Here is an 18553-nt window from a genome sequence, read left to right on the forward strand (position 1 = left end):
GGGCGCCGCCGTCAGGCTGCGCGGCGAAGGTCGAGATCAAGGACGGCATCGAGGTCGAGGACGACGAGCAACTCGTCGTCGAGGCGATGAACGCCCGTCGCCAGCGCCGCCCAGAGGCGATCGAGATGGACGGGCAGCGGTTCGAAGGTCGAGCGGTCGAGCCGGATGACCTCGCCGACCGAATCGACGATGAGGGCATAGGCCTCGCCGTCATGGTCGATCCCGATCGCCGTCAGCTCGCCGCGCCTGCGGCCGTCGAGCCGGGCGGCGGGCCTTCCCAGCCGCCTCTGCAGGCAGATCGCGGTGACGATGCGCCCGCGCAGGTTGAGCAGGCCGACGACCTCCTCGGGCGCGTGCGGCACGACGGTGATGCGGTCGACCATGAAGACATCCTGCACGCGGCCGATCGGCAGGCCCAGAAGCTGCTCGCCGACGCGGATGGTCACGTAGTCGAGCGAATCGCCGAAGCCGGGGGCGACGGGGGTGCGGACTTCGCTCTGCGTCATGCCGCCAGCCTCGGATCGGTGCCCGTCGCGTTCAGCTCGCCGATCAGGGCGCGGCGGTCGAACTTCGCCACGACGTCGTCGAGACCGGCCTGGACCGCCAGCATGTGCAGGTCGGGCGTGGTGCAGGCGGTGAGGCCGAGGATGCGCAGGCGCTCGGCCCCGGCCCGCTCGCGCAGCGCCGCCGCGAAGGCGAAGGCGGCGTCGCTGTCGCCGTCGAGGTCGATGAGCGCCGCCGCGACCGGCCCGGCGGCGCCAAGCCCCGCCTCGCCGAAATCCGGCAGCGCGGCGACGCTGCGCCCCGTGGCCTTCAGCACCGGGGTCAGCATCTCGCGCAGGAAGTCGGAGGGCTCGACCAGCAGGATCCGGCCCGGGCGCTCGGTGCCGCCCCGGCTGAACCAGCCCGGCTCGTTCAGCGGCAGGTAGTGAGCGAGGTCGAGGATGTCGGTCGCCCGGCCGCGGATCATCGCCGAGCCGATGATGCCGTGCATCCCGGCCGCCGCCATCTCGATCTCGAAGGTCTCCTCGACGATGTCGACGATCGCCTCGACGGCGAGCGCGGCGGTCAGGTCGCCGTTCGAGACGATGACCAGCGGCTGGATGCCCTTGGCGCGCAGCTCGGTGTCCGCGACCGGCGTCACCGGCACGAGGCGCCCGCGATAATGCAGCAGCGTGCGGCCGCCGGCGTGCTGGAACGCGCCGGCCTCGATCTCCTCGAGCCGCGTCACCAGCGTGAGCGGCAGGGCCTGGAGGCCGCCGGTGCCGGCCCGGAAGACCAGCATCGTGGCGCGTTCGCCGCGCTGCGGCTCCGCGGCGGCCTGGCGCGGTTCCCCCTGCACCTCCGCGGAGGCCTCCGCCGCGACCAGCCGGGCGATGCCGTTGGGGTCGACGATCAGGACCACGGTGCCGTCGCCGAGAATGGTGTTGCCGGAGAAGAGCTGGATGTGGCGCAGCTTGCTCGACATCGGCTTCACCACGATTTCCTCGGTGTGGAAGACGCTGTCGACCAGGATGCCGAACTGCCGTTCGCCGATCTGGGTGACGACGATGAAGCCCTCGCCGTCCGCCCGCTGCGCCGGCTCCCCGGCCTTTGCCCGCATCAGCCCCGGCAGCGACACGATCGGCAACAGCCGCCCGCGCAGCCGCAGGACCGGCGCCCCGTTGATCTCCTCGATGCGGTTGCCGTCGCCGGGCTTGACCCGGACGAGCTCGCGCACCGCGATCTGCGGGATGGCGTAGCGGTCCTGGCCCGCGACCACGATGAGGGCGGAGATGATCGCGAGCGTCAGCGGGATCTTGATGGTGATGGTGGTGCCGAGGCCGGGGCGGCTCGTGATGTCGATGGTGCCGCCGATCGAATCGACGTTCGACTTGACGACGTCCATGCCGACGCCGCGCCCCGAGACCGCCGTCACGTTCTCGGCGGTGGAGAAGCCGGGATGGAAGATGAAGCGGCCGATCTGGGCTTCGCCGAGCTTGTCGAGCTCGGCCTCGCTCGCAAGCCCGTTGGCGAGCGCCTTGGCGCGGATGCGCGCGATGTCGAGGCCGCGCCCGTCATCGGCGACCGCGATGGTGACCGAGCCGCCCTCGTGATAGGCGCAAAGCCGGATCGTGCCGTGCTCGGGCTTGCCGGCCTCGCGCCGCCCGGCCGGCGTCTCGATCGCATGGTCGGCGCAGTTGCGGACCATGTGGATCAGCGGGTCCTTGATCAGGTCGAGGATCTGGCGGTCGAGCTCGGTCTCGGCGCCGTCGGTGACGAGCTCGATGCGCTTGCCGAGCTCGGCGCTCAGGTCGCGCACGATGCGCGGCAGCCTCGACCAGGCGTTGCCGATCGGCTGCATGCGCGTCTTCATCACGCCGTCCTGCAACTCGGCGGTGATCAGCGACAGGCGCTGGAGCGGGGCCTTGAGCCCGGCATCCTCCTGCCGCCGCGCCACCTCGAGGAGCTGGTTGCGGGTCAGGACGAGCTCCGAGACCATCGTCATCAGATGCTCGATCGTATCGACGTTGACGCGCAGCGTGGCCGGGCCGCCGCTGCGCGCGGGAACCTGGGGATCCTCGGCCGCCTCGCCGCCTTCGATGCGCCCGTCGCGCCCGCGCTGCGGGCCGGGCGCGTTGCGGAAGACGATGTCCTCGCCGCCGGAGGGCGCCGTGGGAGCCTGGCCATGGCGGGCGAGATAGGCGGCGACGGGGTCGAGCGGATCGGCGGGGAGTTCTGCTTGCGGCTCGGGCGGCGCCTGCTCCGCCACCTCGCTCCTGGCATCCTCGGCGAGCGCCAGCAATTCTGCGATCAGCGTCTCGTCGTTGCCCTGGGGCTCCTGCGCCTTCTCGGCGAGCTCGGCCAGGATGTCCTTGATCCGGTCGATGGTCTCCAGGATCGCGGTGACGGCGATGGGCTTGACGGTGGCGCCGTCGCGCAACTGCCCCATCACCGATTCGGCGGCGTGCGTCAGCGCCTCCAGCCGCGGCAGGCCGATGAAGCCGCAGGTGCCCTTGACCGTGTGGACCAGCCTGAAGATGTTGCGCAGGATGTCGCGGTCGTTAGGATCCTGCTCGAAGCGCACGAGTTCCCGGTCGACCGTGTCGAGATTCTCGCCGGTCTCCGTCAGGAATTCTTGCAGCAGCTCGTCCATGCGGGAACTTCACTCGACGCGGAACGCTGCTCGAACTAAAGCGGCAGAACGGTTTAAGATCGGTTGAGATCGTGCCGGCGTTTCGCCTCAGGGCGCCTTGGCGGCCCTAATCGTCACCGTGTCGCCGTCGATGGCGAAGGTAATCGCCATCCCGGCCGAGCGGGCGACCATGCCGGCATAGAGCGGCTGGACAGCGTGGGCGTCGATCGTGCCGCTTTCGGAACGCCCGGCCAGGAGTTCCTCGACATGGGCGGGAATGCGGGCATGCGAGCCGGTCGCGGTGATCTCGAACGTGCCCTGCTCGCCCTCGACGCTGGCGCGCGAGACGAGCTTGCCGCCGCGCGGCACGGCCTGGGTCGCGATCATCAGAAGGTTGAGCAGGAGCTTGACCTGATTCTTCGGCAAAAGCGCGCGCGGCGCCTCCCAGTCGAGCGAGAGTTTCTCGTCGTTGAGGAAGCCGTTGGCGACGTTGCCGGCATCGCCGAGGTCGATCATCGCGCCGGCGGAACCGGCCGCGCCGAAGGCGAGGCGGGCGAACTGCAGCCGGGCGGAGGCGGCGCGCGCGCTCTTCTTGATCAGCTCGAGCGCGAAATCGCGCATCGAGGGATCGTCCTCTTCCAGCACTTCGAGAGCGTTGACAATCGCGCCGACCGGGCTGATCACGTCATGGCAGACGCGGCTGCACAGAAGCGCGGCCAGATCGAGCGGATCGAGCGAGATGGCGGTCATGGGAGCGGGATCCTGGAAGCGGGAAATGCGCCGGAAGCGGGGCGCCGTCGTCATCTGATATGCTGCTATCTTGGTTTTCATGTGGTTAATCGCCCTCGCCAGAGCGAGGTCTGGAAGGACGAGCCGCGATGATCGGCCGTGACGACCCCCGTCTCAGCGACCCCGACGGGCTCGCGCGCAAGCTCGCAGAAGCCGCTGGAGCGAGCGCTGCCGCCCTCCTGGCGCAGCGGACGGCGCGCGACGTCACGCTCAAGCGCGACGGCTCGCCGGTGTGTTCCGCCGATCTGGCGGCCGACCGGGCCGCCAAGGAGGCGCTGGCGCGGCTTTTGCCCGGTTTCCCGGTGGTCAGCGAGGAGACGGCCGGGGACGCGGCGCCCGGCGAGGTCTTCATCCTGCTCGATCCGCTCGACGGCACGCGCGAGTTCCTCGCCGGCGGCGACAGTTACTGCGTCGCGATCGCGCTGGTGAGCGGGGGCAGGCCGGTCGCGGGTGCGATCGCCCAGCCGGCGACGGGGCGGCTCTGGTTTTCCGGCACGCAGGCCCATATGCAGGATCTCGCCGCCGACGGGAGCCTTCCGGGCGCGGCGCGGCGGATTTCGGTCCGGGCCGTGCCGAAGGAGGGGCCGGTCGCGCTCGTCAGCCGGTTCCACGGCGATGGCCGCAGCGAGAGCATCGTGGCGGCGCTGTCTTCCAGCCGGGAGATCCCGGTGTCGTCGGCGGTGAAATTCGCGATGATCGCCTCGGGCGAGGCCGACCTCAATGTGCGCTGCGGCCAGACGATGGAGTGGGACATCGCGGCCGGGGACGCCATCCTCTCGGCGGCGGGCGGGATCGTCCTGACGCTGGAGGGAACCCGGCCGGTCTACGGCCGCGCGGGGCGCGGGTTCCGCAACCCGCCCTTCGTGGCGGCATCGAGCGAGGCGTTGGCGCGGCGGGCGATCGCCGCGGACCCGAGGCGCCGCTAACGCGCGACGCCGCTGAGCACGGTGTCCCAGCGGCTTTCGGCCTCGGCCAGCAGCCCGGCATTGCGGAGGAAGCGCCGGCGGTTCTCGGCGGTGCGGAACAGGAACAGGCGCGATCCGACGAGCGCGAACTGGCCCGGATCGCTGTCGACGGCGGCGCCCTTGGCGACACCGGTCGGATCGAAGCCGCCGAAGGCGGGCATGTAGATCTCCGGCGCGTCGCGGAAGGCTTCCAGATTGGCCTGAGAGGCGAAGCGCCAGACGCTTCCCTCCCGGATCAGCTCATATTCGGGCCGCCCGGCCACGGGCTTCTCGCCTAGGCGGTAGGAGACCGGGTCGAAGCCGTTGATGGCGAGGCCGGTGTTCAGGTCGCGCTGCATCACCTCGCCGAGCGAGGGCAGGGCCGGCAGGCCGGCGGGCAGGGTCCGCAGAGCCCCGGCGGGCGCTGCCGTCTGCGGCGCCGGCGTGCTGGCGAGCGCAGCCGGCAGGCCGATGGCGAAGGCGACGAGGCCGGCGGCGAACCGGATCCGGCATTGCCTTGTTGCGGCCTTCATCGCGTCAAATCCTCAGCACACGTCCTGTCCCGGGCCGAGCGGCTCTGCGGAATCTTCACGCCTTGGATAGATTTGCGGCGTATCAAATCCGTTACGAAATCGATTCGCATTCGCCGGACGTCGCCTGTCGTCGTCCGGTCGGGCGGCGGACAGCCCAGGATCGGCCCGCCCTCCGGCCCGTTTCGCATCCATCCCGAGCCGGCTGCCGCAGCGCCGCCGCCGGAGCCGGGCGGACGGGCGATCAAACCGCCCCGGCGCTCCAGCCTTGCCTGGCGCCCTGCCTGGAGATGTCGATCATGACCCAGACCCGCCGCAATCTGATCACGGGCGGTCTTTCCGTGGCCGGTGCCAGCCTGAGCGGGCTGGCGCTTCCCGCGCTCGCCCAGAATTATGACGGGCAGCGCTCCTTCAGCCAGAACGAGCTCGTCTCGTCCGGGCACAAGTTCTTCGGAAACGTCTCGCGCGGGCTCGCGCTGACCATCGAGGAAGCGGTGCGCCGCTGGGGCGAGCCGAACGGCTACGTGCTCGGCCAGGAAGCGTCGGGCGCCTTCGTCGGCGGGCTGCGCTACGGCGAGGGCCAGCTCTATACCCGCAACGCCGGCGACCGCCGGGTGTTCTGGCAGGGGCCCTCGATCGGCTTCGATTTCGGCGGCGAGGGCGCGCGCACGATGATGCTGGTCTACAACCTGCCGGCGGTCGACGCGCTCTACCAGCGCTTCGCGGGTGTCGACGGCTCGGCCTATTTCATCGGCGGCTTCGGCTTCACCGCGCTGACGGCGGAGGGGATCACGATCGTTCCGATCCGCACCGGCGTCGGCTGGCGGCTCGGCGTCAATCTCGGCTATCTCAAGTTCACGCCGCAGGCGACGTGGAATCCGTTCTAGCTGGCCATGACGCGCCTGCCATGGCAGGCTTGCTCCTCAAGCCTCATCCGGGAGCCATCGAGACGTGATCGAAGCCGCCATGCTGTTCGCGCTCGGCTTCCTCTGCGCTGCCCTCATGGCGCTCGCAGCCGTGCCGGCGCTGGCGCGCCGCGCCGACAGGCTGGCGCGCAAGCGGGCCGAAGCCGCGTTCCCGCTGTCGCTTGCCGAGATCGCCGCCGATCGCGACCATCTGCGCGCCGGGCTCGCGGTCAAGATGCGCGGTGCCGAGCAGGAGGCGGAGCGGGGCTTCGCGGCCAAGGCCGAGGCGATGCGCGAGCTCGGCCGGCGCGACATGACGATCGGGCGGCTGGAGCGCGAGCTTGCCGGGCGCGACATCCGGATCGGCGGGCTCGAGGACGATCTGGCCAGGACCCGCGGTGAGCTTGCCGATACGCAGGCCGCGCTTGCGGGCGAGCGAGCCGCCCATGGCGAGACCGCGGCGACGCTGGAGAAGCGGATCGCGGATCTGGCGAGCCTCGAACGTGATCTGGCGGAGGTTCGCACGGCGCTGACCGGCACCGGCGCGGACCTGAAGGCCCGCAACGAGGAGCTGGCCAGGGAGCGCGAGAGCCTCCGGCGGATCGAGGCGCTGCTGGCCGGGCGGGAGGAGGAATTGGCCGAGAGCCGCAGCGCCGGCGAGAAGCTGCGCGTGGCGCAGGTCGAGGACGGCACCCGCATCATGGTGCTGCAAGGCAAGAGCGACGAGCTCGCCCAAAGGCTCGCCGCGACCGAGGAGCGCCTCGCCGGCAGCGAGGCGGCGTTTGCCGCGATGACGGTCGAGCGTGACGGCGAGCGGGTCAGGGCCGATGCGTTCAGCGCGCGCGCCGCCGAGGCCGAGGCCGGGCTCGCCGCGGCCGATGCCCGTGCCGGGGCCGCCGGCGTGGCGGCGCAGGCGCTCGAGGCGCGGCTTCGGCAGGACGAGGTGAAGCGCGCCGAGATGCAGGCGGAACGGGAAGCGCTGGAGCGGGCGCTGGCCGCTGCGGCCGAGGAGCGGGAGGCAGCCATGCGGAAAGACCGGGAGGAGATCCTTGCCTCGCAGGAGGCCGCGCGCGAGCGCGAAAGCCGCATCGAGATGCTGCGGGCCGAGCTGCAGACGCTCCAGGGCGCGCTGAGCCAGGCGCGGGCCGAGCGCGGCCGGCTCAAGGAGGAGAACGCGGCGCTGCGCAAGGCGGCCGGCGAGGGCGGGCAGAACGCGGCGCTGCGCCAGGAGATCGTCGCGCTGGCGGACCGGCTGATGACGCTTACGCCGAAACGCGAGGCGGCGGAATAGGCGCCGCCGCATTCTTGCCGGCACCGGATTTCACTTTGTCGTTCGATGCTCTAGGAAGGCAGGGCTTTTCCGGCGTTCCGGCGCCATCTGCGTGGTTTTGAAGTGTGACCGACAGCCGTTTCGATCTCCTCTGCCTCGGCGAACCGCTCGGCGAGTTCAACGCCACCCGCGCCGAGAGCGGGGCCTTCCTGTTCGGCCATGGCGGCGACACCTCGAACTGCGCGGTCGCTGCGGCGCGCCAGGGCCTGTCGGTCGGCTATCTCGGCGCGCTCGGCGACGACAGCGCCGGCCGCTCGATCCGGGCCCTGTGGCAGCGCGAGGGCATCGACGACAGCCATGTCGCGACCCATCCGAGCGCGCCGACCGGCCTCTATTTCGTCGATCACGGGCCGTCCGGCCATGTCTTCTCCTATCTGCGCGCCGGCTCCGCCGCGAGCCTCTACGGCCCGCGCGACCTGCCGCACGGCCTGATCCGCTCCGCCCGGATCGTGCAGGCGTCCGGCATCAGCCAGGCGATCTCGGCGAGCGCGTGCGATGCCGTGTTCGAGGCGCTGGAGACCGCCCGTGGCGCCGGGGTGCTGACCGCCTACGACACGAACCTGCGCCTGAAGCTGTGGCCGCTGACCCGCGCCAGGGCGATCATCCACGCCGCCTGCGCCCTCGCCGACATCATCCTGCCGGGGCTCGACGACGCCGCTAAGCTCACCGGGCTCGGCGACCCCGACGCCATCGCGGATTTCTATCTCGGGTTTGGCGCGCGGGTCGTCGCGCTGACGCTGGGCAGCGCCGGCTCGCTGGTCGCGACGCCCGACCGGCGCGAGCGCTTCCGGCCGGTCAAGGTCGATGCGATCGACGCCACCGGCGCGGGCGATTGCTATGACGGCGCCTTCCTCGCGGAATATCTGCGCGGGGGCGACGCCTTCGCCGCCGGGGCCTATGCCAATGTCGCGGCGGCGCTATCGACGCAAGGCTACGGCGCGGTGGCGCCGCTGCCGCGCCGTGCCGATGTCGAGGCCCGCATCGCCGCCGAGGCGCGCGCGCGATGAGCGTTGCGGTTCTGGAGCGGGCGGGCGATCTCCTCGCCCGCTACGATGTGCTGATCAGCGACGTCTGGGGCGTGGTGCATGACGGGCTCTGGGCGCTGGAGCCGGCCTGCGAGGCGCTGACGGCCTTCCGGGAGGGTGGCGGCGCGGTCGTGCTGCTCTCGAACGCGCCGGGGCCGTCGCAGCAGGTCGCCGAGCTCCTCGACGCCAAGCGCGTGCCGCGCCGGGCCTGGGACCGGCTCGTCACCTCCGGCGACGTCACCCGCGCGCTGATCGCGCAGAGCCATCACGGCGATGCCTATCATATCGGCCGGCCGAGCGACCGGGAGGTCTTCGCCGGGCTTAACGTCGCGCTCGTCGACGAGGAGCGGGCCGAGATCGTCGTCGCGACCGAGCTCAACGACTACCGCACCGAGACGCCCGAGCAGTACCGGCCGCTGCTGACACGCTTCGCCCGGCGCGGCCTGCCCTTCATCTGCGGCAATCCCGATCTCGTCGTGCATGTCGGCGAGGATCTTCTGCCCTGTGCCGGGGCGCTGGCCGCGATCTACGAGGAGCTCGGCGGCGCCGTCGCCTGGGCCGGGAAACCCTATCGGCCGGCCTATGATCTCGCGCTCGCGGCGGCGGCGGAAGTCCGCGGCGGCCGGCCGGCCGAGGCGGCCAGGGTGCTGGTGATCGGGGACGCCGTGCGCACCGACCTCGCCGGGGCGCGGCTGATGGGCTTCGACAGCCTGTTCGTCGCCGGCGGCATCCATCGCGACGAGACGATGCGGGGCGGCAAGGTCGACCCGGCCGGCCTCCGGCGCGTGCTGGACGGCCTGCCGGTGCAGCCGGTCGCGGCGATGGCCGCGCTGGCCTGACGGGTCAATCCGTCGGCGCGGCGCGCGCCATCAGCGCGTCCATGTCGATGAAATGGCCGGCGCGGTCGCGTTTGGCGGCGAGATAGCGGATATTATGGGCGGTCGGACGGCCGAGCACGCGCCGGCTCGCCGCCACCTCGAGCCCGGCCGCCTCGATCGCGCCGATCTTCTGCGGGTTGTTGGTCAGCGCCACGACGCGCGACACGCCGAGCTCCTTCAGCATGGTCGCGGCGAAATCGAAATGGCGCTGGTCGAGGTCGAAGCCCAGCACCTCGTCGGCGTCATAGGTGTCCCAGCCCTGGCTCTGCAGCCTGTAGGCGCGCATCTTGTTGGAGATGCCGTTGCCGCGGCCTTCCTGGTCGAGATAGAGCAGGATGCCGCCGCCGTTCTCCGCCATCCAGCGCACGGTCTCGCGCAGCTGGTCGCCGCAATCGCATTTCAGCGAGCCGAAGAGGTCCCCGGTCAGGCAGGCCGAGTGCAGGCGCACCGGTACCGGCGCCGTCAGATCGGGCTTGCCGACGACGATCGCGACCTGGTCGCGCAAGCCCTCGCCGCCGCGGAAGACGACGAATTCGGTCTCGGGCGCGCCGTCCAGCGGCACCGGCGCGCGGCCGACGATCTTCAGCGTCGCGGCCTGCTCGGCGCGGTAGCCGCCGATGGCCGCGATCCCGACCTCGACGAGAGGCTCGGCGGCGACGGCCTCAGCGCTCACCGGCACGAGGATCACGGCCGGCAGCACGAGCGACAGCCGCGCCAGCTCGAGCGCCGCCTCGTCGAGGGGGCGGGCCGGCGCGACGGGTGCGTCCATGCGGCCGTCGAGCTTGAAGGCGAGCGCCTCGATGCGGGCGGGGTCGATTGCGGGAAGCGCGAAGACGCCGGTTTCCAGGCGTCCTTTGGCGCCGAGACGGCGCAGGCGCGCGGCGCTGAGCACCAGATGCCCCCGGCCCTTGGCCAGAGCATCGAAGCGCCTACCGAGATCGTCCCCGGCGAGCTCGGCGGAGAGCGCGAGCGCGAGCCGCTCCCCATCGCGCAGCAGAACCGGCCGACCGGCCCGAAACTCGGCGATCGCCCGCTCGACCTTCACGAGATCCGTCTGGAGGGAAGCGCCGAAGAGCGTACGCGACTCAGGCATTGAAAGGTCCGTCAGATTGGGCTGGTGGCCGGGGCATTCAGGGCACCACCGCTTATGGATATAGAGCCTTGCGGCCCGCTCTGCCAGCAACGTGGCCGGCATGGCGCAGGTTCCATGATCAAAACCACGTCAGGACGCAGCGGCCGGCGGGGCGCGGGGAGAAAAGCCGCGAAGCGTGACGCAAGCCCTATGGGCGCGGATGCTTGAACGTGAGATGAATACCGCTCCAGCGACGGGACCAGGAGGCTTTCCGGTGGAACAGGGGACCACTGCAACCCGTGTCTACAGCCCGCTCGCCCGCGCGCTGCACTGGATCACGGTCGTCGCGGTCTTCGTGATGATCCCGGCCGGGCTCACCATGAGCTATCGCGGCAATGTGCTGGATATCTGGGACGGGCTGACGAACGGGCTCTACAGCCTGCACAAGCTCCTCGGCTTCCTGCTGCTGTGGCTGACGGCCGGGCGGCTCGTCTATCGCCTGCTGCACGGCGCGCCGCCGGACGAGCCGACGCTGCCCTGGTGGCAGAAGGCGGCCGCGCATCTGGTGCACTGGCTGCTCTACGGGCTGCTCATCGTCGTGCCGCTGTCGGGCTGGATCGGGGTTTCGCTGTTTCCGGCGCTGACGGTCTTCGATCTGTTCGACCTGCCGGCGCTGGCGAAGCCCGATGAGGAGGCCGCCAAACGCGTGCTCGGCCGGCATGGCAAGCTCGCGCTGGCGCTGGGCGCGCTCACTCTGCTGCATATCGCCGCCGCGCTGCATCATCGCCTCGTCCTCAGGGACGGGGTGATGCGGCGGATGTGGCCCGGATCGAAATAGGCACTCGCTCAGACCGGCCGCGCCCAGAGATCCTGATGGCCGATCAGTGCCGATTGCGCCTTGCGGCGCGCGGCGAGCCAGCCTGAGACCGTGTCCGCGTCGAGGCGCCCGGTTTCGCCGGCCGCCGCGGCGATGCCTTGCGCCAGCGCCTCCAGCAGGGGCCGGCGAAAGGCATCGAGCAGCCAGGCGCTGTCGCCGCTCGAGACGGCGAAGCCGGATTTGCGGAAGGCTTCCGCCATGATCTCGTGAGCCTCCGGGCCGGCGGCGGGGCCAAAACCCTTGTCGCCGTGCTGATGGTCGTCGAAGGCGGCATGGATGCCGGCATCGGCCGAATGCTCCGGCTGCCAGCTCTCGCGGCCGTCATAGGTGAGCGCGGCGTAGAGCGGCAGGCACTGGCTCGTCAGCGCCGCGACGAAGCGCTCGATCCAGCGCTTCGAGGCGAGATCGAAGAGGGCGGCGGCCGTGACCAGATCGGGCCGCCAGCCCAGCACCCAGTCGAGATCCTTGTCCAGATCGACCTTGCGGGTGTCGACCGTGATCGTCTTGTCGCCCTTGGCGAGCACCAGTTCCTCGCCCTGCTCGCGCGCCTCGTCGGCCCAGGCCTCAAGACGCGTGCGGGCGAGAGCCAGGAGCCCGGCATCGTGGTCGACCAGCGTCCAGTGCTGGCGGTCGGGCAGGGCGGCGCAGGCCGCGCGCAGGTTGGAGCCGGCGCCGCAGCCGAGATCCAGCACCGAGAGCGAGGCACTGCCCGCGAAATAGCCGCCGACGGCGGCGAGGACCTGCGGGTTGCGCGCCGCGTGGTCGGCCGGCTCGCGCAAGGCGAGCCATTCCGGAGAGAAACCAGCCATCATCCTACCTTTCGGCCGCCGTCGCACAGACAGGCCGCGGCGACGATGCGCGCGGTCTCGTCCCAGCGCGGCAGAGCGCCGGCCGCGGCCCATGCGGCATCGGCACGCTGCCGACGCTCAGCCGGCGCATCAATCAGGCTTGCGAGCGCCTTGGCAAGTGCCGCTGCGTCACCGGGCGGAACCTTGAGGGCGGCGGCATCGGGCAGGGCTTCTGCGCCGGCCCCGCTCAGCGTCGTGACGACCGGCAGGCCGCGCGCCAGCGCCTCCGTCAGCACCATGCCGTAGCCTTCATAGAGCGAGGGCATCACGAAAACATCGGCCTCGGCATAAAAACGCCGGAGCGTATCGGCGCCGACGCTGCCGGCGAGCCGGATGCGCTCGGCCAGCCCGGCAGCGGCGATCCGGCGATCGAGGTCCCCGGCCGCCTGTGGATCATGATCGGGCGAACCGGCGATGGTCAGGGTCCATGGCCGGTCCCGGATGGCGGAAAGCGCCGTGACGAGGATGTCGTAGCCCTTGCGGGGAATGAGCGCGCCGACGGCGAGCAGGCGCGCAGGGCCGTCGCCGGCCGGCGTCGCGCGGCTCGCCGGCTCGGTGCCGGGAACGGCCACGATGACGGCGCCCGACGCGACGCCATACTCCGCCACGAGAACGTCGCGCGTGGCCGGACCGGTGACGATAACGGCGCGCGCATGCTTCAGCGCCAGCCTCTCGGTCCGGCGCAGGAGGGCGGCCTGGTCGGGGCCGAGCCCGGTCTCCAGCGCCAGCGGATGGTGGACGAGCGCGACGAGGCGTGCGGAGAACCGCACGGCGAGCGCTTCGGGGAAGGCGCCGAAGGCGAGGCCGTCGACCAGCAGCATCTCGTCCCCGGCGATCCCGGCGAGAAGCTGCTGCGTCCTCGCCAGGTCCTGCGGCGTCGGGGCGGGGAAGGAGCCGGGCAAGGCGAGATGCCGGGCCGCGACACCGGCCTTGCGCCATTCGCGCAGCAGGTGCCGGTCGTAGGCATAGCCGCCGGTCGGCGCGTCGATATCGCCGGGGATGGCGAAGACGATGCCGCTCACGCCGGGGCGCCCTCGTAGCTGGCACGGGCGAGATCGGTCTCGTGGAGGGTGACGCGGATGCGGGCGAGGCTTGCGCCGTCGGCGCCGAGCGCGCCGGATTTCGCAGCTGCCGCCATCGCGTCGAAGATGTGCTTGCAGAGGAATTCGGTGGTGGTCAGCACGCCGGCGAATTGCGGCAGGGCATCGAGGTCCTGATAGTTTAGCGGCTTCAGCGTCCGGCCGAGAATGTCGAGCGCGGCGCCGATGTCGACGACGACATTGTGCCGGTTCAGCGTCTCGCGGAAGAAGGCGACGTCGACCACGAAGGTCGCGCCGTGCGGGTTCTGCGCCGGGCCGAAGAAGGGATCGGGCAGGGAATGGCCGATCATGATGCGGTCGCGGACTTCGACGGAATACATGCGATCTCCCGGAAATGCCGGTCAGGGGCGCGCTTCATAGCAAATCGCGGCGGTCAGGCCAGCCGCGCCGGGCGCCAGCAGTTCAGGCAGGCGCCGCGGCAGGTCGTGGAAGGCGACCTCGTCGGTGATCAGCGCATCGAGCCGCTCGTCGGTGAGCAGCGCCATCGCGGCCCGCGCCCGGCGGGCGTGATCCCAGCGTGCGCGGCGCGACGGCGCGACCATGCCGACCTGCGAGGCGACGAGCGCAAGGCGCCGCGCATGGAAGGCGCCGCCGAGCGGGGCCGGTACCGTTCCTTCGCCGTACCAGCTCAGCTCGACGATGCGGGCCTCCTGCCCGGCGCAGCCGATCGCGGTTAAGAGGCCGGCGGCGCTGGCGCTGGCGTGGAAGACGATATCAGCGTCCAAGGGCGCTGCCCGCGGCAAGGCGAAGCCGAGGCCGAGCCGGGCCGCGAGCGCCTGCCGGGACGGCTCGATATCGACGAGCGTGACCTCGGCGCCGGGCAGGCGGGCGGCGAGCCAGCCGGTCAGCAGGCCCAGCGTGCCGCCGCCGACGATCACGATCCTGTCAGCAGGGCCGGAGCCGGCGTCCCAATGGGCGTTGAGCGCGGTCTCCAGATTGGCGGCGAGGATGGCGCGCCGGGCGGGAACCGCCTCCGGCACCGGGACCAGGTTTTCGCGCGGGACGACGAAACGCTCCTGATGCGGATGGAGGCAGAAGACGACGCGGCCGAGCATGTCGCGCGGGCCTGAATCCACGCGGCCGACGGCGCAATAGCCGTATTTGACGGGGAAAGGGAAGCCGCCCTCCTGAAACGGCGCGCGCATGCGCCCGTGCTCGGAAGCCGGCACGCGGCCTTCGAAGACCAGCCGTTCGGTGCCCCGGCTGATCCCGCTCCACAGGGTGGTGACGCGGCAATCCTGCGGCCCGAGGGCGGGCAGGGAGACCTCATTCAGGTGGCATTCACGGGGCGCTGCATACCACAGCGCCAGAGCCCTTGCCCTGCCGTCACCCGCCGTTGCAGATTCCGGCTCCCGCGCCATCCTGCCGATCCCTCCGTTCGAGCCTGTCTGCGTTTCCATGACAGAGACCGCCATGAACCAGCATTCCGCTCCGACCACGTTCCGGCGGGCGGCGCAAGAGGTTGTGCCGGGCGGCATGACGCCGGCCGGGCTGCAGGGGCAAACCACGCTGCGCCGCCGGCGGTTCCTCGTGCTGGCGCTGAACCTCGTCACGCTCGCGGCGCTGCTCGCCGCGCTTGCGCAGGTGCTCGGCGCCGGGGGCTGGAGCGTTGCGGACGGGGTGATCCTCGTCGCCTTCCTGGTCGCGGCGCCCTGGAGCGTGCTCGGCTTCTGGAACGCGGCGATCGGCTTCTGGCTCCTGCACGGCAGGGCGCAGGGGCTGCGCGCGGCCGCGCCCTTCGCCGTGGCGGCCGAGGCGGCGGCGCCTTTCGCGCTGCGCACCGCCGTGCTGATGACACTGCGCAACGAGGACCCGGGGCGGGCCTTCCGCCGGCTTAGAGCCGTCAAGGACAGCCTCGACGCGACCGGCGAGGGCGTCTGGTTCGATTATTTCGTGCTGTCCGACACCAACGACCCGGCGGTCGCCCGCGCGGAGGAGGAGCTGGCCGCGGCCTGGGCGCGCGAGATCGGCGAGCCGGCGCGGCTGAACTATCGCCGCCGCGGCGACAATGCCGGCTTCAAGGCCGGCAATCTCCGCGATTTCTGCGAGCGCTGGGGCGAGCGCTACGCCCTGATGCTGCCGCTCGACGCCGACAGCGTGATGGCGGGCGAAACGATCCTCGCCATGGCCCGCATGATGCAGGCCCATCCCAGGCTCGGGATCCTGCAGAGCCTCGTGGTCGGCATGCCGAGCCGCTCCGCCTTCGCCCGGATCTTCCAGTTCGGCATGCGCCACGGCATGCGCTCCTACACGATGGGTGCGGCCTGGTGGAGCGGCGATTGCGGGCCGTTCTGGGGGCACAATGCGCTGGTCAGGATCGCGCCGTTCCGCGAGCATTGCCATCTTCCGGTGCTGCCGGGCGGCCCGCCGCTCGGCGGAGCGGTGATGAGCCATGACCAGGTCGAGGCGGTGCTGATGCGCCGGGCCGGCTACGAGGTGCGCGTGCTGCCGGTCGAGGGCGGCAGCTTCGAGGAAAACCCGCCGACCATGCTCGATTTCACCAGGCGCGAACTGCGCTGGTGCCTGGGCAACCTGCAATATCTCAAACTGCTCAATCTGCCGGGCTTGGAGCCGATGAGCCGTTTCCAGCTGGTCTGGGCGATCCTGATGTTCCTCGCTCTGCCGGCCTGGACGCTGATGATCGCGCTCCTGCCGCTCAAGGCGTTCGAGGACCGCGCGATCGCCGATTATCCGGCCGGGCTCGCCATCGGGCTCTATCTCCTGTTCCTGACGATGCATCTGGCGCCGAAGCTCGCCGGTTTCGCCGATGTCCTGATGACGCGCGGCGCCGTTCCGAGCTATGGCGGGGGCTTGCGCTTCCTCGTCTCGGCGGTGATCGAGACCGTCTTTTCCTTCCTGCAAGGGGCGGTGTCGAGCTTTCGGACGACGCTGTTCATGGTCGGGCTTGCCTTCGGGCGGGCGCGGATCGACTGGAACGGGCAGGCGCGCGACGCCCATGCCCTGTCCTTCGCGAGCGCCTTTTCGGGCCTGTGGCCGCATCTGCTGTTCGGGATCTACCTCGCTGTCACGCTGGGCCTGACGGCACCGGCGGTGCTGGTCTGGTCGCTGCCGCTGACCGCCGGCTATGGGCTGGCGATCCCCTTCGCCATGCTGACGGCCTCGCCTGGCTTCGGAGCCTGGCTCGCGCGGCGCGGGCTCTGCAGCATCCCGGAGGATGTCGCGCTGCCGCCGGTGCTGGCCGCGATCCGGGAGGAGCGGTGAGGGCAGCCGCGTTTCCGGCGGAACGCATCCCCTTCCTGCGGCGTTTGGCCATGACGCGGCCGGCGCATCGGTTTAGACTCCGTCCCGACCGATACCCCAGCCCACAGAGAGCCCCATGCCGCGTTTCGCCGCCAATCTGTCGATGATGTTCACCGAATGGTCGTTCCTCGATCGCTTCAAGGCGGCGGCCGAGGCGGGTTTCGAGGCGGTCGAGTTCCTGTTTCCTTACGAGCATACGCCCGAGCAGGTGGGGCTTGCGCTGACCGGCGGCGAGCTCACCCAGGCGCTCTACAACCTGCCGCCGGGCGACTGGGCCCAAGGCGAGCGCGGCCTTGCGGCGCTTCCCGGGCGCGAGGACGAGTTCAGGGCCTCGGTCGACACCGCGCTGGCCTATGTCCACGAGACCGGGGTCAAGCGCCTGCACATGATGGCGGGGCTCGCCGCCGCCGCCGATCCGGCCGCGCAGGAGGCCTATCGCGCCGCGCTGGCCTATGCTGCCGACAGGCTCGGCGAGCATGGCATCGACCTCCTGCTGGAGCCGATCAACGGCAAGGACATGCCGGGCTATTTCCTCAATGATTTCGACCAGGCGGCGGCCTTCGTGCGCGAAGCCGGCCGGCCGAACGTCCGGCTGCAGTTCGACATGTATCATTGCGAGCTGATCCATGGCGACGTGCCCGCGCGGCTGAAGGCGCTCTATCCGCTCGTCGGCCATGTCCAGATCGCGAGCGCCGCCGGCCGGCACGAGCCGGACGCCGCGGGGCCGGACTATCCGAGCCTCTTCGCCTTGCTCGACACGCTGGGCTATGACGGCTTCGTCGGCTGCGAATACCGGCCGGCGCATGGCACGCTCGAGGGGCTCGGCTGGTTCGCGCCCTGGCGAAAGCCGCTCTGATGCGTCCGCCGTCGATCGCCTATCCGGTGCTGATCGCCGATATCGGCGGCACCAATTGCCGGGTTTCGCTGGTGGTCGATCCGGAAGGCCCGCACCGGCCGCTGGCGCGGATCGGCACCGGCAGTTACCCGACGCCTGAGGCCGCCTTCGCCGCGGTGCTCGCGACGGTTCCCGACAAGCCGCGCTCGGCCGTGCTCGCCGTCGCCGGACCGATCGAGGGCCGGCAGGCCCAGCTCACCAACGCCGTCTGGCATCTCGACGGGCCGCGGATCGCGGGCGCGCTCGATCTCACCCAGGGGCTGATGGTCAATGATTTCGAGGCGCTCTCGGCCTCGCTTCCCGTTCTGGTGCCGGGCGACCTCGCGACCCTGGTCGAGGGCGCGCCGGAGCCGGAGGGCGTGCGGCTGGTGCTGGGGCCGGGGACCGGCTTCGGGGCCGCCGCCCTGCTGATGCGCGGCGAGCGCGGCATGCTGGTTGCGACCGAGGCCGGCCATATCGGCATCGGCCCGGAGGATCAGGCCGAGCAGCGGCTCTGGCCGGCGCTGAGCGAGGGGAGCCTGCGCCTGACCGTCGAGCATCTGCTCAGCGGCGACGGGCTGGTGCGGCTGCACAGGGCGGTGGCCCGGACGTCCGGCCTGCTGGAGGCCGATGTCGCCGCCGCCGACATCTCCCGCCTCGCCCATGACGGCGACCCGGCGGCCCTGATGACCGTGGTCTGCTTCTGGCGCCTGCTGGCGCGGGTCGCGGGCGATCTCGCGCTCGTCTTCAAGGCGACCGGCGGCGTCTTCATCGCAGGCGGCATCGCGCCGCATCTCCTGCCGCTGGCGGACAGGGCCGCGATCCGCGCCGCCTTCGCCTTGAAGCCGCCGATGGAGGACCTCGCGGCGCGTTTTGCCCTGCATGTCGTGACCGCGACCGACGCGGCCGAGCAGGGGCTTACCGCGATCGCCGCCAATCTCCACCGCTTCGGGCTCGACGATCCGAAGCGGCTGTGGTTTGGCTGAGCGGTCCCTCCGCTCACCG

The 18553-nt window shown here is 71.1% G+C and carries 18 protein-coding genes; 9 read left to right on the top strand and 9 right to left on the bottom strand.

The window, feature by feature from the left end:
• Positions 1-11: 11 nt before the first annotated feature.
• The 3 genes from M9917_RS11225 to chpT form a co-directional block, all read right to left on the bottom strand.
• A complete protein-coding gene (locus tag M9917_RS11225; RefSeq protein WP_297253676.1) occupies positions 12-506 on the bottom strand; it encodes a chemotaxis protein CheW in 495 nt (164 codons plus the stop codon).
• Positions 503-3136, bottom strand: coding sequence for a chemotaxis protein CheW (locus M9917_RS11230; protein ID WP_297253677.1), 2634 nt, complete (start codon positions 3134-3136; stop codon positions 503-505). The genes M9917_RS11225 and M9917_RS11230 overlap by 4 nt, the downstream gene beginning before the upstream one ends.
• 87 nt (positions 3137-3223) lie before the next feature.
• A complete protein-coding gene (chpT, locus tag M9917_RS11235) occupies positions 3224-3865 on the bottom strand; it encodes a histidine phosphotransferase ChpT (protein WP_297253679.1) in 642 nt (213 codons plus the stop codon).
• 128 nt (positions 3866-3993) lie between these two features.
• On the opposite strand from chpT, the gene M9917_RS11240 reads away from it, so the two are divergent.
• Positions 3994-4830: a 3'(2'),5'-bisphosphate nucleotidase CysQ family protein gene (locus M9917_RS11240; RefSeq protein ID WP_297253680.1), complete on the top strand. Its 837-nt coding sequence runs from the start codon at positions 3994-3996 to the stop codon at positions 4828-4830.
• Here the strand turns inward: M9917_RS11240 and M9917_RS11245 are convergent.
• Positions 4827-5381, bottom strand: coding sequence for a YHS domain-containing (seleno)protein (locus M9917_RS11245; protein ID WP_297253681.1), 555 nt, complete (start codon positions 5379-5381; stop codon positions 4827-4829). The genes M9917_RS11240 and M9917_RS11245 overlap by 4 nt on opposite strands.
• 287 nt (positions 5382-5668) lie before the next feature.
• Between M9917_RS11245 and M9917_RS11250 the strand changes: the two genes are divergently transcribed.
• The 4 genes from M9917_RS11250 (at position 5669) to M9917_RS11265 (ending at position 9477) form a co-directional block, all read left to right on the top strand.
• Entirely contained in the window at positions 5669-6265 is a 597-nt protein-coding gene (locus tag M9917_RS11250) for a DUF1134 domain-containing protein (RefSeq protein WP_297253683.1), read from the top strand.
• Between the two features lie 64 nt (positions 6266-6329).
• Positions 6330-7574, top strand: coding sequence for a coiled-coil domain-containing protein (locus M9917_RS11255; protein WP_297253684.1), 1245 nt, complete (start codon positions 6330-6332; stop codon positions 7572-7574).
• Between the two features lie 104 nt (positions 7575-7678).
• Positions 7679-8620, top strand: a complete 942-nt coding sequence (locus tag M9917_RS11260; RefSeq protein ID WP_297253686.1) for a sugar kinase — start codon at positions 7679-7681, stop codon at positions 8618-8620.
• On the top strand, positions 8617-9477 hold the full coding sequence (locus M9917_RS11265; RefSeq protein ID WP_297253688.1) for a TIGR01459 family HAD-type hydrolase: 861 nt from the start codon (positions 8617-8619) through the stop codon (positions 9475-9477). Before M9917_RS11260 ends, M9917_RS11265 begins: the two co-directional genes overlap by 4 nt.
• 4 nt (positions 9478-9481) lie before the next feature.
• Here M9917_RS11265 and ribA read toward each other — a convergent pair whose 3' ends face one another.
• Positions 9482-10609 (bottom strand): GTP cyclohydrolase II RibA, encoded by a 1128-nt coding sequence (gene ribA / locus M9917_RS11270; RefSeq protein WP_297253690.1) that lies wholly within the window; start codon positions 10607-10609, stop codon positions 9482-9484.
• A 253-nt stretch (positions 10610-10862) separates the two neighbouring features.
• Between ribA and M9917_RS11275 the strand changes: the two genes are divergently transcribed.
• The gene (locus M9917_RS11275) at positions 10863-11426 is read left to right on the top strand and encodes a cytochrome b (RefSeq protein WP_297253692.1); all 564 of its coding nucleotides are present in this window, start codon (positions 10863-10865) and stop codon (positions 11424-11426) included.
• A gap of 8 nt (positions 11427-11434) precedes the next feature.
• Here the strand turns inward: M9917_RS11275 and M9917_RS11280 are convergent, their stop codons facing one another.
• The 4 genes from M9917_RS11280 to M9917_RS11295 are packed head-to-tail and all read right to left on the bottom strand — an operon-like array spanning position 11435 to position 14813.
• The gene (locus M9917_RS11280; RefSeq protein ID WP_297253694.1) at positions 11435-12274 is read right to left on the bottom strand and encodes a small ribosomal subunit Rsm22 family protein; all 840 of its coding nucleotides are present in this window, start codon (positions 12272-12274) and stop codon (positions 11435-11437) included.
• The gene (locus M9917_RS11285) at positions 12274-13335 is read right to left on the bottom strand and encodes a glycosyltransferase family 4 protein (protein ID WP_297253696.1); all 1062 of its coding nucleotides are present in this window, start codon (positions 13333-13335) and stop codon (positions 12274-12276) included. Before M9917_RS11285 ends, M9917_RS11280 begins: the two co-directional genes overlap by 1 nt.
• Entirely contained in the window at positions 13332-13733 is a 402-nt protein-coding gene (locus M9917_RS11290; RefSeq protein WP_297253698.1) for a 6-pyruvoyl trahydropterin synthase family protein, read from the bottom strand. The genes M9917_RS11285 and M9917_RS11290 overlap by 4 nt, the downstream gene beginning before the upstream one ends.
• 21 nt (positions 13734-13754) lie before the next feature.
• Positions 13755-14813 (bottom strand): zinc-dependent alcohol dehydrogenase, encoded by a 1059-nt coding sequence (locus M9917_RS11295; RefSeq protein WP_297253700.1) that lies wholly within the window; start codon positions 14811-14813, stop codon positions 13755-13757.
• 13 nt (positions 14814-14826) lie between these two features.
• On the opposite strand from M9917_RS11295, the gene mdoH reads away from it, so the two are divergent.
• From mdoH to M9917_RS11310, 3 genes are all read left to right on the top strand, one after another.
• Positions 14827-16635, top strand: coding sequence for a glucans biosynthesis glucosyltransferase MdoH (mdoH, locus tag M9917_RS11300; RefSeq protein ID WP_297253702.1), 1809 nt, complete (start codon positions 14827-14829; stop codon positions 16633-16635).
• 115 nt (positions 16636-16750) lie between these two features.
• On the top strand, positions 16751-17530 hold the full coding sequence (otnI, locus tag M9917_RS11305) for a 2-oxo-tetronate isomerase (RefSeq protein ID WP_297253704.1): 780 nt from the start codon (positions 16751-16753) through the stop codon (positions 17528-17530).
• The gene (locus tag M9917_RS11310; protein ID WP_297253705.1) at positions 17530-18534 is read left to right on the top strand and encodes a glucokinase; all 1005 of its coding nucleotides are present in this window, start codon (positions 17530-17532) and stop codon (positions 18532-18534) included. The genes otnI and M9917_RS11310 overlap by 1 nt, the downstream gene beginning before the upstream one ends.
• The last annotated feature ends 19 nt before the right edge of the window (positions 18535-18553 follow it).

Source organism: Bosea sp. (in: a-proteobacteria), from assembly GCF_023953965.1.
Lineage (GTDB): Bacteria > Pseudomonadota > Alphaproteobacteria > Rhizobiales > Beijerinckiaceae > Allobosea.

Bases quoted from the DNA above. Each gene is read 5' to 3' on its own strand.
- M9917_RS11225 (WP_297253676.1), bottom strand. From the start codon at position 506: ATGACGCAGAGCGAAGTCCGCACCCCCGTCGCCCCCGGCTTCGGCGAT.
- M9917_RS11230 (WP_297253677.1), bottom strand. From the start codon at position 3,136: ATGGACGAGCTGCTGCAAGAATTCCTGACGGAGACCGGCGAGAATCTC.
- chpT (WP_297253679.1), bottom strand. From the start codon at position 3,865: ATGACCGCCATCTCGCTCGATCCGCTCGATCTGGCCGCGCTTCTGTGC.
- M9917_RS11240 (WP_297253680.1), top strand. From the start codon at position 3,994: ATGATCGGCCGTGACGACCCCCGTCTCAGCGACCCCGACGGGCTCGCG.
- M9917_RS11245 (WP_297253681.1), bottom strand. From the start codon at position 5,381: ATGAAGGCCGCAACAAGGCAATGCCGGATCCGGTTCGCCGCCGGCCTC.
- M9917_RS11250 (WP_297253683.1), top strand. From the start codon at position 5,669: ATGTCGATCATGACCCAGACCCGCCGCAATCTGATCACGGGCGGTCTT.
- M9917_RS11265 (WP_297253688.1), top strand. From the start codon at position 8,617: ATGAGCGTTGCGGTTCTGGAGCGGGCGGGCGATCTCCTCGCCCGCTAC.
- ribA (WP_297253690.1), bottom strand. From the start codon at position 10,609: ATGCCTGAGTCGCGTACGCTCTTCGGCGCTTCCCTCCAGACGGATCTC.
- M9917_RS11280 (WP_297253694.1), bottom strand. From the start codon at position 12,274: ATGGCTGGTTTCTCTCCGGAATGGCTCGCCTTGCGCGAGCCGGCCGAC.
- M9917_RS11290 (WP_297253698.1), bottom strand. From the start codon at position 13,733: ATGTATTCCGTCGAAGTCCGCGACCGCATCATGATCGGCCATTCCCTG.
- M9917_RS11295 (WP_297253700.1), bottom strand. From the start codon at position 14,813: ATGGAAACGCAGACAGGCTCGAACGGAGGGATCGGCAGGATGGCGCGG.
- mdoH (WP_297253702.1), top strand. From the start codon at position 14,827: ATGAACCAGCATTCCGCTCCGACCACGTTCCGGCGGGCGGCGCAAGAG.
- otnI (WP_297253704.1), top strand. From the start codon at position 16,751: ATGCCGCGTTTCGCCGCCAATCTGTCGATGATGTTCACCGAATGGTCG.
- M9917_RS11310 (WP_297253705.1), top strand. From the start codon at position 17,530: ATGCGTCCGCCGTCGATCGCCTATCCGGTGCTGATCGCCGATATCGGC.